Raw genomic sequence first — 17,237 nt, forward strand, 5'->3', positions numbered from 1 at the left:
CCGCACCGTCGGCTCCGTCACTGCGGCCGGATAGACTTCAGCCCCATGAGCAGCCCAGGAACACAGATCGACCCTCTTGATGGAGTCCGCATCTTGGACCTCTTCGCAGGTCCCGGCGGTCTTGATGTGGCCGCGCACTTCCTGGGGCACAAGAGCATCGGCATCGAATGGGATCGGAACGCCTGCGAAACCCGTTATGCGGCCGGTCTGCCGACGTTCCACGCCGATGTCAGCGTCATGCGCCGGACACGCTTCGACGAGATCCCTCGGTCGGTCGACGTGTTGGCCGGCGGCCCCCCGTGCCAGTCCTTCTCCGTGGCGGGACGCGGTGCCGGAAGGGCAGCACTCGACACGGTGAAGGAGTTCATCCACCGACTCGTCTCCGGCGAGAACGAAGCCCGAATCGACGAGGACCTGCATTCCCTGAAGGTGGATCCACGCACTGCACTGGTGTTGGAGCCTCTCCGCTGGCTGCTCAAGGCGATAGAGACCGAGGGCCGTGACCCCTATCGGGTGATCGTCCTGGAACAGGTGCCAGCGGTGCTGCCCTTGTGGGACGTCTACGCCCAACTTCTGCGCAGTGGCGAGGGACGGCTCGCAGGCGTCAAGTACGAGGCGGACTGCTGGGAGTTGAAAACCGAGCAGTTCGGGGTCCCCCAGACACGCACTCGAGCGGTGCTCATCGCGCGCCTCGTGGGCGCCGGTGCCGTCTCACGGCCCAGCACGACGCACCGTTCCTTCGACGTACGTCGTGGAAGGAACAAGACAGGTCAGGAAGAGGCATTCACGATCGATTCCCGTCCCACAGACAAGTGGGTCTCCATGGCGGAAGCGCTCGATGCCGCTGACATGCTGCCAGGATCGTCGATCGACATGTCCAGGTTCCACTCCAAGGGTCGGACGAATTTCTTCGTCGTATCCAACTACGGCTCCAATGGCAACCCGAAGAAGCGTGGTCAGCGGTTGTCCTCCGAACCCGCCTTCACCGTCACCGGAAAGGTATCCCGCAACAAGATCTACCGGACACCCATGGACTACGAAGAGAACAAATTCGATCGTTTCACGATCGCCGAGTCCGGAGTGTTGCAGACCTTCCCGCACAACTTCCCCTGGTCGGGCAACGACCAGGCGCAGCAAGTCGGAAACGCCGTGCCGCCCCGGCTCGGAATGCACGTCCTCAGCCATGCACTGCGTGGCACTGCTCCCTCGGACGCACAGTTGGCGGACTCGACGACCTGGCCGGAGGCGAGCGACGACCTGACCGCCCTTCTACGTGACATCGGATGCGGTGACCGGGCCCGATGCCCCGAGGACAGCCACAAGGTCAGCCGGACTCGCCGGAAGCCCGCCCCCTGACCGAGACGTCGGAGAACAGATCCTCGAATTGAGCGACCAGGTGCCGCACCGCATCGTCCGGGACCCGCTCCTCCTCTGGTCCGTCGGGCAAGGTGTTCCGCGGAGCGGGAAGAGCGGAGGCCGCTCCCTCGATCCACTCACGCACGGCCTCTCCGTCACGATCGACGTCGGGGGCGATGACGTCGTACATCAGGGTGGCCGCTGCGGCGTTGATCGCCGGCATCAACGCATTGATCTCTCGGCCGGTCCGCACTGTTCCCCGCTCCAGGAGTCGGACCAGGGCCTGAGCGGTCGGGCGATGGTCGATGACATCGAGCCGCACCGCGGAATTGAGCATGTCCTGGTTACCGCACGCGACGACAACCGGCCGATAGTCCGGGCCGTCACGGAACAACTCGGCTGTCCACCAGAGCCTGGCGAATGCCTGCTTGTAGTGCGGGCCGACAAACCTGTCCCTGGCCACGGCGCGGGGTGCCCCGTCAGCCCTCGGGTCGGGCAGATGACGCCACACGACGTAGTCGGGTGCCACTCCGAGGGCCAGGTAGGTCCAGAATCCCTTCTCCGCGGCTTCCCTGCGAGTCAGTCGAAGGGTTTCGTGCAGTCTCGGCGCCAACCACGCGTCCGCCGCAGTCGGCCGCTCGGAGCGGAACATGCTCATCGCGTCGTCGATCAGGTCCCGGACACGGTACAACTCCGCTCGCATGTCATCGCCAGGCAGCGGCTCCGCCGCCTTGTTCAGGGCGATGGAACGAATGTCGTCCTGCCCCTCGAGCACCCCTGCCGTCAGGAACTCGGAAGCCTGCGCATCGGAGATCAGAGCAAGCCGCTCCGGCAGGTGCTCCGGTCGGGAAGTCACGCGTGGGTCTCCTGCTCGAATCGTTCGATATCACGGACAGCAGAGGTCAGGACCTTGGGAACATCGGCGCGACGAGCCGCGGCGTATTGGATCCGCGGTTGCAGATCGGTCCAGCTTCCCTCGCCGATACGCCTGTCGTGGACTTCGCGCAGGGCCGCCTCGGCCGATCGCCCGGGGACGACGTCCGGAAGCATCTCCCGGAGAACCGCGCCCCGCCAGTCCGGCGGGAAGAGGGGGGTCCCGTCCTCCTCGATCTCCAGGTCGCCGATGGCCGTATGAAACACCGCTGTCCACACATCTGCACACATCTGCGCTAGCAGCATCTCGCCCACCATGGTCTCCATCTTCGAACCCGGGCTCTGAACGAGTGCCGCGAACCCTTCGAAGTCGGAGTTCAGACGCACTGCGGGCATCCGCCCGGAAATATCCACTATCCAGGGAACTTCCCTGAAGGGCCTCAACCACTCCTTGCCGCGAGCGAAGCTGACGGTGGTGACGTCCAGTTGACGATCTCTCAGCGGTGCGTCGGAGATCACGTCGACGAGCCAGTCCTGAGCTGTGGACCCGATAATCCTGCCTGCCACACCTCCCACCGTGGCAACCACATGCACGGAAAGGGATGCCCGGTCGACGTGGCTGTCCCGGTCGAGTTCGATCTCGCCGGTCCATTCCTGGCCGCCATCCGTGCCGGGCATCAACCGGGCCACCGTTCGGGCGTTGGTGACCCCTTCCGCCAGTACCGCGACAACGGCGATGTCCGACCAGTGCTTCTTCGTCTCGATCTCCCGAGCGGGCACTGTCACCGCCAGTGAGAGTCTGGCCGTGTGCCAGTCGTCCCGCTCCGCCATACCGAGCGCGACGACCTGCTCGACCACCGACCACCCACGGGACTCCAGGTGTTCCCGGCCATCGCCTGGACCGCGCAGCCGAACCGCCGTGACCCTGGTTGCCACCGGACCGGTCAACCGGGGGTAGGCATAAGCCCTCATACCTCGGCCTCCTTGCTCTCCTGAAGTTCGACGACGAGTCCGGCCAGCCCGGCTCGTACCGGATGCGTCGACACGTCGGTGACGCCGCGGAACACCGCGCGGCGCGCACCCGCTGCGAAGTGCAGGACACCGTCGACCAGTTCGCAGTTGCTGACGGCGGCCAGCTCGGACCATCGGATCAACGGGCGCGGTCCGGAACGCACTTCCACCTTTGCCACGGGGCTCATGGCCCACGCCATCTCGCCCGGCGACACCTTGACCACCGCGGTGATCTGCCAGGCTCCGGAGGAGTCGATGACGGCTTCCAGATCGTCGAGCCTGGGCGGCGTGACCGTGCCCCTGACCTTGGTGGCGGGCTTTCCCGAGATCTTCAGTCGTTTGCTCACCCTGCTCGTGCCGTCGCGCTTGTCCTTCCTGGCGACTGCCACGAGCTGCTGCACCGCCTTGTTGATCTCCGACGTCATCGCCGCGATCCGCCGGTGCGCGGACGGCGAGTAGCGCGTTCTCAGTTCGTCGGTCTGACCCCACTTGTTGTGCTCCGGCGGCTCCGAGGCACGCAGGAACTCCTCCGCCTCGACGGCGAACGGTGCATCCTCCCCTGCCGCCCGACCCGCAAGCAGCACAGCCTGGAACGGATTGGTCCCGATCGGGAGCCCCGGCACCCGGCTGGTCCTGACCGTCATACGGTTTCCGCGCATCGCGGTGACCTGGTTGATCCTGCCATCGGCGTCCGTGGCATCGGTGACCAGCAGGACCGCTCGGTGCTCGCCCGCGGCGCCGGCGAGACCCTCTCGGTCGGGGAGGTTCAACCGCACCGTGGTGAGAGCCACCTGCCCCGCCGCGGTGAGCCGGTCCACCGTGGTACCGGCCAGGAAGGCCTGGAGCGCGCGGGTACGAGCGGGCTGGTGCAACTGGGGATCGACCCGCTCTTCCGCGATGTGTGCCACGCCGTTGCGCAGCGTTCGGACCGACGCCTCCAGAAGCGGGGGACGATTCCCTCCCGCCGTCATCGCGGCCCAGAAGTTGCGCCCCAGCGCACCGACCAGACGCTGATGCATGCGCTCCAGACTGTCCTCGTCGTCACCCGGGTCGCCGTCACCGTCCGGTCCGGCACCGACGAGGCTGGCCACATCGTGCGCTCCCACGATCAGGAAGGACGTCCCTGGGTCGTCGTGCTCCCTGGTGAGGTGCAGGCTTTCGGCCGTCTCCTCGTCCGCCCACCAGGAGCGGACGACACTCGTGTTCTCCGCCGCCTGGTCGGGCTGCCCCAACCAGGCGGGACCCGCAAATCTCTCACCAGCCACCTCCCGCCACGGCAAGTCGAGCCGTCCGATCAACCTACGCCTGGTGTGTCCCTCGTGCGGTTCGGAAAGCGTCGAGTTCATGAGCACGAGGCCGAGCCGACTGGTGGCCCACAAGGTCGCCTTCCCAAGGCCGTACGATCCGCCGGCCGAGGCGTCCGCCTTCCGGCTGTCGAGCTGGCGCCGGACCACGGCGGCAAACCGGCCGTCCTCGTAGTCGTCGCCGGTCAGGCCGCTCGCGTTGTAGTCGTCGATGCGGAGCAGGACCAGCCGTTCCCGCTCGGACATCTCGCGCAGGCCAGTGCTGATGACACGTCCGACCTTCTGGTCCTGTGCTGCGGCGGCCTCGTAGTGAGGCCTAAGGTCGTCCCAACCGATCGCGTCGCGGAATCGGGCCAGATGGTCCCCGGTCAGCTCGTGGAGCGTGTAACGGACCCTGACCGGGCGATCGTTCCGCCGATCACGCTCATCCAGACTGTTCTGCGTGGCTTCGCGTGCCAGTACTTCCAGATCCGCCTCGAAGGCGAACGCAGCTGCGTTGCCGAACTCCCGCCCACCGTCCTTGTGACCAGGACGGTGGTACCAGACAGGCGACACACCGGTGCCACCCGAAGAACCCTCGACCCCGGTCGGCGACATCGCCACCCTGAGGTCCGTGGCATCGACTCCGTGCTCGCCTGCCGGCCCGGCCGTCTGCGGACCGGACTCGGTCTCCTTCGAGATCACCGTTCCCTCTCTTCCCTCGGAACTGCGCTTTGCTCCCGCTTTGCCGACCGTGCCGCGACGCCCCCGGGTTCCGCCCCGCGCGGCGTGTTCGAGGGCTGCGCGCTTCGCGGCCGCCCTCGACCGCCGCCGCTCAGAAGCGGCATTATCCGGCCGCAGGCCGAGCAGGACCCCGAGGTCCTTCAGTGCCCTGCTCTCGATCTGTCGAATGCGCTCGCGTGTGACATTGAAGCGTTTGCCGATATCGTCCAGGATCCACTGCCGGCCGTCGACGAATCCGAACCTCAGAAACAGCACTTCGCGGTCCCGTTCCTCCAGTCCGCAGTCCTCGAACCACTGAAGGAGCTCCTGGCGTTGGAACCGCGACCACAGCGCGTGCTCCGGCCCCGGGACCGATGCCGTGTCGAGGACCATCAACTGTCCGAGCGTCACGCCCTCACCGGCGGGCTGGTCCATCGAGAAGACCATTCGTCGACTGAGTCCCAGGTACTCGTTCACCTTTTCCAGGGGCAAGTCACATGCGAGCGAGAGATCGAGGGCGGTCGGTCGGGCTCCTCGCTCGAGGAACTCCCGCTCTCTCCTCCGAAGCTTGTCGATCTCGGTCCAGATGTAGACCGGAAGCCGGATGGCCGACCCTTCGTCGGCCACTGCACGGGTGATGCGCTGACGGATCCACCAGGTGGCGTAGGTCGAGAACTTGCATCCGACGGATATGTCGAACTTCTCGACAGCCCGGATCAGACCGATCATGCCGTGTTGCACGAGATCGTCGTGATCGGGGTGATCCGCCCGGTATCCCAGCGTCAGCGCCGTCTTCACGACCAACCGGCGGTTGTGGGCAATCATCGCGGAAAAGGCCTGATACGGCTCATCGTCGCGTGCGAGAGAAGCAACATAACCCTCCGGCAGTTCTTCCTCCGCCGCGATGCCGTCGCGGAAGAGAAGGGAGAGTCCCACCTCCTCCTCTGCGCTCAACAGACGCGCATCCGGATCCGGGTGCCTTCGATCGACGCGGAGCACGAGCCGGGCCAGGTGGCGTGCCGCTTCCAAGTCGTGCACACGCACCGTACCCCGGAACTGATCGAGGTCCGGAGTCTCCTCCTCGTCATCGGGGCCGACTAGGTCGGCGTCCTCCGCATCCTCGACGAACGCCGCTTCGGATCGGTCGGCGGGCCCGGGCCCGAACCGCTCCTCCTCGTCGGGGGCAGAGTCCACCCGGCTCTTGGCAACCGACTTCCACAGGTCGACAGCCTGTTCCTGGTTGAGGTGCGCGGCCTTTACAACCTTTGCCAGCGCCTGCCGGGCGTCCACCCCTTCCGCTTCGAACCGACTGATCAGACCGGCGAGGAAGGCCCAGTCGATGTCAGGCACGCGCTCACCGGATCCACCGCCGTTCACCATGATCGCCTCGTCCGTCCGTCCGTCCGTGTCTGCCCGTAGTTCATCACTCAAACGACCACTACTGCCAGCGACTCCTCGCCACGGCCCGCACTCGAGGGCCGGAAGTCGGTATGTTGAAGATCTGTCGGTGAGGGTGGGGAGAGTTGATGCGGATCATCCCGAGTGAGATCTCGAACAGCACGCGCAGCCGGGCGGAGCGGAGCGTCTTCGCGGCGCTCAAGGCGATCCCGGACGCCCAGAGCGTCGCGTTGCACTCGGTCCACCTCCCACGACACGCCCGGAAGCGCGTCGGTGAGATCGACTTCGTCGTCATCATGCCGGAGCTGCTCCTCTTCATCGAAGTCAAGGGCGGCCGGGTCCGCCAACAGGACGGTAAGTGGTACTACGGGCCGTCCGGTGCCGATGAGCACGCCGGTGAGAGCCCTTTCGCCCAGGCCAGCGGGGGCATGCACGCGTTCGAGCGGCAGCTCGGCGAGCGCGTCGGCGATCTACGCACCCTCAAGGTCCCGAGCGGATACCTGGTGATCACGCCGGACATCGACCTCGACCGGACCACCGAATTCGAGCCCGGGCAGTACCTGGGCAGCAAGGCCTACGACAGCGGGCGCGGGCTCGCTGAGGGCATCGCCCGGGCCACCCGCTTCTGGCGCACACGCAACTGGTGGGGGGAAACCCCCGTACCGGCGTCGCTGCGCGAGAAGATGCTCAAGGCGGTACGCCCGGACTTCGACCTCGTACCGAACCTGCGCGCCCGACTGACCGACCTGGACGTGGCCTTCGAGCGCCTCACCGAGGAACAGCTGGACAGGCTGGACGAGCTGGAGTCGAACCCCCGCCTCGTCTGGACCGGAGGCGCCGGCACCGGCAAGACCTTCCTAGCAGCTGAGGCTGCACGACGCAGCTCCGCCACCGGCAGCGTTCTCTTCACCGCCGTGAGCCCCACCCTGACCACCCACCTGGCCCAGATCCTCTCCGACCACCCGGTCACCGTCCTGCCGTTCGATCGGTTGGCGGAGGTCCGGAGTCGGACCTTCGACCACCTGATCGTCGACGAAGCCCAGGACCTGATGACCTTCGACAATCTCGGTGTCCTGGACGGTCTGTCGACGGGCGGGCTCGAACAGGGCCGGTGGATCTTCATGCTGGACCAGAACAACCAGGTGCTCGCTCCGACGACCTTCGACCCCGAGGCGTGGGACTTCCTGCTGGGCATGGGCACACCGTACGGGCCTATGAAGCGAAACTGCCGCAACACCGTGCAGATCGTCAAGGAGGTCCAGGCGTACACGGGCGCCGACCTCGGTGTCGCCTCGGCCGGTGAAGGGGAGCGCCCCTTGTTCCAGAACGTCCAGGATGTCCAAGACGAGGCCGCGCTCCTCGATGCCTACGTCAACGACCTCCTGGAGCAGGAGATCGCCCCACAGGACATCACACTGCTGTCGGTCGCAGGCGACTGGGAGTCGGGCTCCGCCCGCCTCTCCCAGCGTGCGTCCAAGATCGAACGCTTCACCGACGTGGTCGGCTCCACACGTACCAGGCGCAGACTCACCTGGTCGTCCGTCGCCGACTTCAAGGGACACGAGAACCACGTCGTCTGTCTCATCGACCTCGAGCCCGAGCACCTGGACGGCCGGCTCGACGCGCTCTACGTCGCCTGTACCAGGGCCCGCGCCCAACTCTGGGTCGCATGCCGACCAGGCGTCAGGAAGAGGCTCGGCGATCTGGGGATGGCCGTGATCACGCGAGGGGGAGCACCGAAGTGACCGACGCCGAGCCGTCGCTCTCCACCCACCGGGACACCTACGTCTCCTATCTTCGCCGTCAACTGGTCGGCCCCGGGCCCGAGGAGGAGGAACACATTGTCGATCCGCCGGACCGCCGCTACCTGATGGGCACGCTGTACCCGCGTGGTTCCTCCATGCTCGAACACGCGGTGGCCGAGGGTGAGGAGAGCTTCGACGAGTCCGAGGCCGGGTCGGGCGAGGAGGACGGCTTCGCCGACGATCCGGTCGCCGAGGCCAACGCCTGGCTCCCTTCCTCCCTCGGCTTCTCCTTCTTCACCGATGCCAGTCGGATCGAGATCGTCTGCGAGGCCTCGCGCTACCTGACGCTCCGTGAAGGCGGGCGACGCAGCTGGAAGCGCCAGCGGCGGCTCTCGACGACCGAGACCGTGGAGCTCGGCTCCGATTCTCCGATTTCCTGCTTGAACGGACACGGCCTGCTCCACGTCCGCTGGCGCACCTTCGGCGCCGGTCACCTCGTCACCTGCGTGCTGTCCAATGCGCACAGGGAGGAGGAGAGCCGTCACAAGGACCGGGAGCTGATGCTCTTCCAGGTCTCGCTCCGCGCCACCACGAGCGACGGCACCGTGCTCGAATACCCGAGCACCCGCCTCAACAGCCGGGACGAGGAGGAGCAGGAGCTGCGTGTCCAGTACCGGCACATCATCACCCGTGCAGTGGGCCACGGATGTGCTGTCGTGTGGGACGACAGCTCCGGCCCGGTGACCACCCTGCGTACGGAGGTGATGCCGGAACAGGTCGTCGCACACATCAAGCCCGACGGCCCCCGGGACCTGCCGGTCCTCAACCTCGCGTACCTGTCGAATCCCGACCTCACGGTCGAGGATCTACGGGACGGGCTGAACTCGTTCATCCTCGGGTACCGCAAGTGGTTCGAGACCCAGCAGTCCGAAGCCGAGTCGTTGCCGCGGTGGGCCGCCGCTCCAGCCGGGCGTCTGCTGGCCCGGATCGGCGCGGCGCTCGACCGGATGGCCTCCGGAGTGACCGCGCTCACTTCGTCGACGCCCACCGGGGAACGGGCCCGGGAAGCCTTCCGCCTGGCCAACCGGGCTATGGCGCTCCAGATGCTCCACAGCCGACCCGAGCTGGCAGGCAGTCGCAGGCGCAGGAACAGCGACGCGGTCCAGCTCACAGAACCTCCCACCGACTACGCCTGGCACCCGTTTCAGCTCGCCTACTTCCTGCTCGTGGTCGAGAGTCTGATGATCCCGGACCACGAGGACCGACGGACGGTCGACCTCATCTGGTTCCCGACCGGTGGTGGAAAGACCGAGACCTACCTGCTCACCGCCTGTTTCGAGATCCTCCGCCGTCGGCTCCAGTACGGTGTCGCGGGCGGTGGCACCGCGGTACTGAGCCGGTACACGCTCAGTCTGTTGACCACGCAGCAGTTCCAGCGCACAGCCACTGCGATCTGCGCGCTGGAGTACATCAGAGCCGGACACGACGGTGGGCTGCGCCATGACCTCGGGCAGGAACCCATCAGTATCGGGCTCTGGGTCGGCCAGGAGACGACGCCCAACAGGATCTCCGCCGCCGAACAGGAACTCGACACCCTGAAGCAGTCGCCCGAGCCGGATGACCGCTTCCTGCTGGAGCGCTGCCCCTGGTGCGGTACCGAGATCGTCCCTGAACGCAGCGGTCAGGGCCAGGACTTCGGCATCCACGCGGACGGGGGTGAAACCTGGTTCTTCTGTCCGCGCCAGTCGTGCGTCTTCCACGACCGGCTGCCCGTCGCCGTGGTGGACGAGCAGATCTATCGGGAACCGCCGACGTTCGTGCTAGGCACCGTGGACAAGTTCGCCCGGCTGGCTTGGGAGTCCGAGGCCGGCAACCTCTTCGGCAGGAACGGCAGGCGAGCGCCGTCCTTGGTGATCCAGGACGAGTTGCACCTGCTGGCGGGTCCCCTGGGGACCACGGTCGGTCTGTACGAGTCCGCCGTCCTCGAACTCTGCTCCTGGCAGGGCACGGCACCGAAGGTCATCGCGTCCACGGCGACGATCCGGCGCTCGCAGGACCAGATCCGAAGCCTCTATGCACGTCCCGTGCAGCTTTTCCCGCCTGCGGGTCTCGTGGCGGGTCACTCCTACTTCGCCTCACCCGACCACGAAAGGCCCGGGCGCCTGTACGTCGGTGTGATGGCACAGGGCCACACCGCTTCCACTTCGACCGTCCACGTGGGCGCCGCTGGCCTCCAGGCTCCGATGGACCTGGGGGACGACGAGGCACGGCGAGATGCCTACTGGACCATGGTGGCCTACCACAACAGCCTCAGGGAACTCGGCCGGACCGTCACAATCGCGAGGGACGACATCCCGGCCCGACTGGAACACCTGACCAAGGACGACTCCCGACGCCGCCGGCTGGACGACGACTCGGTGGTCGAACTCACCAGCAACGTTCCGCGAGCCGAGCAGCCGCGGCTGCTCGATCGGTTGGGAAGGCGGTTCGGGGAGAAAGGCAGTGTCTCCTTCCTCGCCACCACCAACATGCTGTCGGTCGGTGTCGACGTTCCCCGACTCGGCCTGATGCTCATGAACGGACAGCCCAAGACGACTTCCGAGTACATCCAGGCCACCAGTCGTGTGGGCCGACGCGACGTACCAGGACTGATCGTCACGTTGTTCCGATCGACCAAGCCTCGCGACCGCTCCCACTATGAGTCGTTCGGTGTCTACCACCGTTCGCTCTACCGGCACGTCGAACCCACCAGCGTCACCCCGTGGTCGCTCCCGTCCCGCGATCGCGCTCTGCACGCCGTGCTCACCATCCTCGTGCGCCACGGGATCGGGCTCGCCGCCGAGAATAGGGCCGGGGAAATCCTGGAGCACATGGACGAGGTCGCCCGGATCCGGGATCTCATCATCGACCACGTACGGCGTGCCGACCCAGACGAGGCCGAAGCCACGGCGGAGCACCTGGACAGGCGGATCGACGAGTGGCAGCAGGAAGCCGAGAGCGCGCGGGGCGACGGCGGGCGGCTGTACTACCGTCCCCAGGGCCGCACCTTCAGCTCCCTCCTGACCGACTTCGGCAAGCAGGAGGGTCTGTGGGAGACGGCCCAATCGATGCGCAATGTCGACCGTGACTGCCTCGTCGTCGTCAGAGGAGCTTGAACGCTGTGAAGGACATCCGTCGCAAGGTCCGCAGGACACAGACCATCGTTCCGTTCGGGGTCGGCGGGATCATCGATCTCCGGGGCGAATCGTTCGTGGCTGCGGACACCCGGAGCTGGGCCAGGAGCGCCGAACCGGTGGACTCACCCCGGCTCGCGGCGAAGCTGCGAGTGGACGGATTCCGTTCGGCCCCCGTCATCCCGGCAGGGAAGGCGGCCTACACGAGCCGCAACGGACCGACGTACGTGCGTTTCCCGAAGTGGCTCTTCTGCCCCGTCTGCCGGGCAATGGCGTTCTGGAAGACCTCACTCGAGGAGAAGGACCGGATTCCCACCTGTGGGCGCTGCCCCGGCAGGCCGAAGCTGGCGCCCATGCGTTTCATCCAGGTCTGTCGCGCCGGCCACCTGGCCGACATCAACTGGTTCCGCTGGGCTCATTCGGCGAGCGAGAGGCACGATCAGCGACAGTGTCGGTCCGGCCAGCTCCGCTTCCTCGCCACCCCCGAGTCGTCCGGTCTCGAAGCCCTGCACGTCGTGTGCGAGACCTGCCACGCCCGGCGGGATCTCGCGGAGATCAGCCACAAGAGCGTCCTGCGGAGGTTGGGGATGAACTGCCGCGGGACCCATCCCTGGCAGGACGAGACCGACGAGCCGGTTTCCTGCGAGGAGACCCCTCAGGCAGTACAGCGCGGTGCTGCCAACGTCTACTTCCCGGTCGTCCACTCCGCGATCGACATCCCGGCCCCGAGCGGCCCGTCGGAGCACGACCCCGCGACCCAAGCGGTCGTCAACAGCAGCTTCTGGCCCAACTACCGAGACCACTACGGCAGTCCGATCGCCGACCATTTCCGGGCCATCATCGCTGCCGAGTCAGGGGTCTCGGAGGAGGTTGTCGAAGCAATCGGGCGCCGCACCTCCGAGCAGGGCACCCCGTCGTCGCCGTTCGGCTCGGACGAGCACCTCAGCATCGCCGAATGGGCGGCCTTCTCCGTTCCGGAGTCTGTGCCCGGGTCGAAGACGTTCTCCGTTCGCCGGACGCGTCTCGACGTCGACAGCACCGCCCCGCTCTCGATGCAGGAGCTGGACAAGACGGTCGCCTCCGTCGTCGTGGCGGACAAGGTGCGCGAGGTCCGGGCGCTCGAAGGCTTCTCCCGCTACGAACCCCACTCCGGCGACAACGACGAGGGCGGTCGACTGGTCTCGGTCGACACCGCGAGGCGGGCGAAATGGCTGCCCGCCGTGGAGACCTACGGCGAAGGGATCTTCGTCTCCCTGGACGAGGACCGCGTGAGCGCCTGGGAGCGACTCGAACCGGTCCGCCTCTGGACCCGACGGATCGAGCGGGATCTGGACGCTTCGTTCAAGGTAGACCGGCTGAGGGACAAGTCGGGACCGGTGCTGCTGCCGCGCTTCGTCATGCTGCACACGCTGGCCCACCACTTCATCCGTCAGCTGTCCTACGACAGCGGCTACAACGCGGCATCCTTGCGAGAGCGTGTCTATGCCCGGAGCCATCCCACAGACAGCACGTATCCGCCGCAGGCCGGCGTGTTCATCTACACGGCCGCCGGGGACGCCGAGGGGACGCTCGGCGGGCTCGTCCGTCAGGGTCGGCCACCGTATCTGGGGGAGACTCTGACTCGCCTGCTCGAATCAGCCCAGTGGTGTTCGCAGGATCCGCTGTGCGCCGACTCGACGGGCCGGTCGCTGGCCAACCTGAACCGCGCGGCGTGCCACGCGTGCACCTTGCTCCCGGAGACCTGCTGCGAGATCGACAACTCCCTCCTGGACCGGACTCTGCTGATCGGCGACAACGAGGTTCCCGGCTTCTTCCAGGAGGTTCTGCGGGCGGCCCTGCTGGAGTCGGCCGAGGCAGTAGAAGGATCATGACATTCCCTTCACTGCTGGAACTCGGTGGCGACCAGCGCGCAGTGGTCGAACTGCCGTTTCGGGGAAACCACGTCGTCACCGGTCCTCCTGGCGGAGGAAAGACTGTGATGGCCGTCTACCGTGCTTGGGCACTGGCCACGGCCGGTCGAGACGTCGTCCTCCTCACCCGCTACAACCTGCTGCACCAGTACATCGTGCAACTGGCCCCGGAGCTGACCGGGACGCCACGCGTGACCACGTGCGCCCGGTGGCTCAAGGCCTTGTGGCGGGAGAAATTCGAAAGCGAACCGCCACGGTCCGCCGAGGACGAGCGGTGCTACGACTGGGTCGAGATGCAGCGGAGCTGCGTGTTGCGGGGCGTCGGGGTGATGGCACACCTCGTCGTCGACGAAGGCCAGAATCTACCGCTCGGCTTCTACCGCCTCTGCCGCGTCCTCGGTGTCGACGTCACAGTCTTCGCGGACGAGAACCAACGCATCGGCACTGAGGAGACGACGCTGTCCGAGATCTGTCGAACACTCGGCGCGCCGGCTGCTCCGATGGAATTGCGAGAGGATCACCGGAGCAGCCGTGAGATCGCCATGCTGGCGTCGGAGTTCCGCGTGGAGGACCGAACCGGGTTGCCCTTGCCGACGCGTTCCGGCAGCCTGCCCGTTGTCATGCGGATTCCGTCCCTCGAAGGTCTCCTCACCGGAATCGTGCAGTACTTCAACGCCCATAAGGACCGAAGCATCGGAATCATCTGCAGGTCGGTCCAGATGATCCGAGAGATCCAGGGCGGGCTGGCGTCCCGTGGGCTCGATAAAAAGACCCAGGCGTACGTCTTCGACGACCACTACCGCAACTCCATGGACTTCTCGACCCATCCCATCAGAATCGTCAGCACGATGAGCATGAAGGGCCTGGAGTTCGACAGTGTTTTCGTTCCCGACCTGGACAGCTACACGGAGGACCCGACTGGTGTCGAGGCACGCCTCCGCTTCCTCGTGCTCTGCACCCGAGCCCGCGAGGATTTGCACTTCGCTCATCGTGGAACTCATGAACCCCCCATCACGGCAGCGGTCCCCGACGCCCTGCTGGCACGTCACCACGGTTGACAGCGCCCGTTCCCTCCGGCTCCTCTACCAGAGCCGTACGGATTGCCCTGGAAATCGATGGCGAGCAGCACCTCGTCGAAGGCGACGTTACGTCTCCGCACCTGTTACTTGAGGATGGTCGCCGAGGACCAGGCTCTCCGGCTCCTCGCGGTTTCCGCTAGACGCTTCTCACCACATCTCATCGTCAAGGACTCCGAGTGTGCACTGGTTGTGAAATGATCTTCCACGCGCCCATCATCTGAGCAGGTCAGAGGCATGTTCGATCAGAACTACGACCTGTAGAGGCGCCTCCGGGCTGCTGGACGCAGTTCGGGCCCGTTGACGTTTCCGCAGGTCAGGGACTCTCCTGGCCTGCGGAAATGCATGTCGTGGGGCAGTGGCCGGCCCGTGCTGCGGCGCTCACTCCGAGGCTCGCTCCGGCCTTTGGTGGAAGCGGTCCACGCCGGTCGGTGTGAGTTCCCAGCCGCCGAGGAACTCGTCGCGGACCCGGACCGCGAGGAGGACCGCGTCGGGCGGCGTCCGGTCGTCCGGGTCCGGGTCGGTCCGCGCGGAGCCGAGGTGGAAGGCGACGACGGGGGCCGCGGGATCGTCGGTGGCGTAGCTGAGGGTCTTGGGCCGGTGCGGGTCCGGCGGACCGAACGTGACGGACGGCGGGCCGAATTCGGCCAGGACGTCGGGCAGGGAGCGGTCGCTCTCCGTCCAGGTCACGGCCCGGTCGACGACGGCGGCGTGCTCGGCGGGCGTCAGGCTTCGGTCCAGCCGGAGCCAGCCCCGGCGGTGGGCGTCCTCGCCGTACTGGGACGCGATCACGTAGGTGTCGGAGTCGGGGAACGAGCCCCGCAGCAGCGCCGACGGGGCCAGGCGGGCGTTGGTGTCGGGGATCCACACCTGACCCGAGGGACGCCGCTCGCCCGCTGCGAGCCGGTCGAGGAGGCGCGCCACCTCCGGCAGGCCGCCGAACTCCTCGGGCCGGCGCACCGCCTGGTTGAACTCCTCCCGCAGCCGTCCACCATCCCCGTCGACCCGCTCCGGCAGGACCACCTCGGGCGCCGCGCGACAGGCTCGGGACCGTGACGAAACGTCAGACACCATGGCGCCAGTCTCCCAGCGCCTCCAGGAGGTCGGCAACGATCATCCGCACCGGGCGTTCGCAGGACCTGCGGAGGTGGGTGCCCGGGCCCCGAGGGCTCGATCGCCGTCGGGGTGCCGCTGTCGGTGACGCTGGTTAGCGTGTCGGCGTGACGGATCTCCAGGTCGTGGCAAGGGCGTTGGTCGGCGGCGGGTCTTCGGTGGAGCGGTTGGTGTGTCATCCGCGGCTGCCGTTGGTGGCCGTGTGGGAGTCCGAACGCCCGGTGGTGCGGGTGTGGGACCACGAGGGGGCGCAGCTGCGGGAGCTCGGGTTCGTGGGCGCCGGGGACGAGGGTTACGGCGATGCCGTCGGGTGGGACCGGATGGAGTTGATGCCGGCGGCGGCGTGGCATCCGGAGCGGGCGCTGCTGGTCGTGGCGACGGGGGAAGAGCTGTGGCAGTGGACTCCTGACGGGGTGTCCGTCATCGGTGGGGGCTCCTCGTACCGCTGTCTGGCGTTCAGTCCGGACGGGCGGGCGCTGTGGGCCTCGCCGTCGTACCGGGACGGGGCCGAGGACTGGGAGAGCTCGGACGTGATCGACCTCGGGTCCGGGGCCGTCGGCGGCGGGCCGAGGTGGGACACCGGGGTCACGGTGCATCCCGGCGGCGGGCTGGTGGCCACCCTGGCCAGTGACCAGGGGGCCACCTTCTGCGTGTTCGCCTCCACCGGGAGCGGCGACGGTGACGCGCCGTCCGCGATGAGGTGGCTGCGGCACGCGCTGATCCTGGACTGCGACGGCTACGAGGCCCCGGTCTTCAGCGCGGACGGCCGCCACTTCGCGATCCGCGGCAACGCGTACGGCAACTACGTGGAGGTCTTCGCGTTCCCCTCGCTCCGGCGCGTGCTGTCCGCGCCGCTGGGCGACCCCGACCCCGGCTTCCCGTATCCGCCCGGGTGGCTCGCGCAGATGGAGTCCTGGGCGGGGTACAACCTGGCCTTCGCCGAGCGCCCGGGCGTGCTCTGGATCGCCACTCCCGACGGTTCCCTGCTCGAGGTGGAGGTCGAGAGCGGCGCCACGACGGAGCACGGCGGCCCGCCCGGGGCCCGGCTGACCGCGCTCGCGGCGACCCCGGCGGGCGAGCTCCTCACCGCCACCGATGGTGGTGGGCTGCTCCTGCTCTCCGTGCTGACCGACGCCGCGACGGCGGCGGCCACCGTGGACAGCAAGGAGCTCGCCGGAGCCGCGGTCGCCGCGTTCCTGGCGGCCACCTCCGAGGTTCCCGCCGAGGGCGACCCGGAGGCCGGCCTCGTCCTGACCGACGGCACCCGGACCTGGGAGGACGATGACCTGTCGACGGTGGAGGAGGCCGACCCGACGGATCCGAGCTGGCTCCGACTCCGGGCCGCGGTCAACAAGATGACGGCCGAGGGCGCGTGACCGGTCCTCAGCCCAGGTCGAGCTGGTACTCGTGGGCGACGTGGGTGGGGAGGTAGCCGAGGGCGTCGTTTGACAGAATTAATGTCAAGGCAAAGTAGTGATAGTGAAAATGTGATTGTTGATGATGGCAAATAGCTATCACACGTAGAAGTAGATCTCATCTACAACACCAACGAACAAAACGGAGGTACATATGACGA

Annotated in this window: 9 protein-coding genes and 2 pseudogenes; 6 read left to right on the plus strand and 5 right to left on the minus strand. The window is 67.1% G+C overall.

The annotated features are described in order from the left end of the window. Positions 1 to 45 precede the first annotated feature (45 nt). Complete coding sequence (locus ABD946_RS18150; protein ID WP_380150190.1) at positions 46 to 1,356, plus strand: DNA cytosine methyltransferase; 1,311 nt, start codon at positions 46 to 48, stop codon at positions 1,354 to 1,356. On the opposite strand, the gene ABD946_RS18155 is transcribed toward ABD946_RS18150, so the two are convergent. The 4 genes and pseudogenes from ABD946_RS18155 to ABD946_RS18170 all read right to left on the minus strand — a co-directional run. Further along, positions 1,325 to 2,212, minus strand: a complete 888-nt coding sequence (locus ABD946_RS18155) for a DUF6339 family protein (protein WP_345284811.1) — start codon at positions 2,210 to 2,212, stop codon at positions 1,325 to 1,327. The two genes, ABD946_RS18150 and ABD946_RS18155, sit on opposite strands and share 32 nt — an antisense overlap. Further along, the gene (locus ABD946_RS18160; protein WP_345284813.1) at positions 2,209 to 3,201 is read right to left on the minus strand and encodes a hypothetical protein; all 993 of its coding nucleotides are present in this window, start codon (positions 3,199 to 3,201) and stop codon (positions 2,209 to 2,211) included. Before ABD946_RS18160 ends, ABD946_RS18155 begins: the two co-directional genes overlap by 4 nt. Further along, positions 3,198 to 5,102: pseudogene (locus tag ABD946_RS18165) on the minus strand (transcriptional regulator); the annotation flags it as partial. The pseudogene ABD946_RS18165 and the gene ABD946_RS18160, both read right to left, overlap by 4 nt. Before the next feature lie 309 nt (positions 5,103 to 5,411). Beyond that, positions 5,412 to 6,626: pseudogene (locus ABD946_RS18170) on the minus strand (sigma-70 family RNA polymerase sigma factor); the annotation flags it as partial. A 146-nt stretch (positions 6,627 to 6,772) separates the two neighbouring features. Between ABD946_RS18170 and ABD946_RS18175 the strand changes: the two are divergent. From ABD946_RS18175 to ABD946_RS18190, 4 genes are read left to right on the plus strand one after another with little or no spacing between them, the layout of a single operon-like run. Then, positions 6,773 to 8,389 carry an NERD domain-containing protein gene (locus ABD946_RS18175; RefSeq protein WP_345284814.1) on the plus strand — a complete coding sequence of 539 codons (1,617 nt, stop codon included), beginning with the start codon at positions 6,773 to 6,775 and terminating at the stop codon, positions 8,387 to 8,389. Further along, positions 8,386 to 11,544 (plus strand): helicase-related protein, encoded by a 3,159-nt coding sequence (locus ABD946_RS18180; RefSeq protein WP_345284816.1) that lies wholly within the window; start codon positions 8,386 to 8,388, stop codon positions 11,542 to 11,544. The genes ABD946_RS18175 and ABD946_RS18180 overlap by 4 nt, the downstream gene beginning before the upstream one ends. Positions 11,545 to 11,549: 5 nt before the next feature. Further along, a complete protein-coding gene (gene drmB / locus ABD946_RS18185; protein ID WP_345284818.1) occupies positions 11,550 to 13,433 on the plus strand; it encodes a DrmB family protein in 1,884 nt (627 codons plus the stop codon). Continuing rightward, entirely contained in the window at positions 13,430 to 14,530 is a 1,101-nt protein-coding gene (locus tag ABD946_RS18190) for a hypothetical protein (RefSeq protein WP_345284820.1), read from the plus strand. Before drmB ends, ABD946_RS18190 begins: the two co-directional genes overlap by 4 nt. Before the next feature lie 399 nt (positions 14,531 to 14,929). Here the strand turns inward: ABD946_RS18190 and ABD946_RS18195 are convergent, their stop codons facing one another. Then, positions 14,930 to 15,571 (minus strand): hypothetical protein, encoded by a 642-nt coding sequence (locus tag ABD946_RS18195; protein WP_345284822.1) that lies wholly within the window; start codon positions 15,569 to 15,571, stop codon positions 14,930 to 14,932. Positions 15,572 to 15,768: 197 nt separating this feature from the next. Here ABD946_RS18195 and ABD946_RS18200 point away from each other — a divergent pair, with 197 nt between their 5' ends. Next, the gene (locus ABD946_RS18200; RefSeq protein WP_345284823.1) at positions 15,769 to 17,037 is read left to right on the plus strand and encodes a TolB-like translocation protein; all 1,269 of its coding nucleotides are present in this window, start codon (positions 15,769 to 15,771) and stop codon (positions 17,035 to 17,037) included. Positions 17,038 to 17,237 lie beyond the last annotated feature (200 nt).

Origin of the sequence: Kitasatospora albolonga, assembly GCF_039535905.1 — a bacterium.
GTDB classification, from domain to species: domain Bacteria; phylum Actinomycetota; class Actinomycetes; order Streptomycetales; family Streptomycetaceae; genus Kitasatospora; species Kitasatospora albolonga.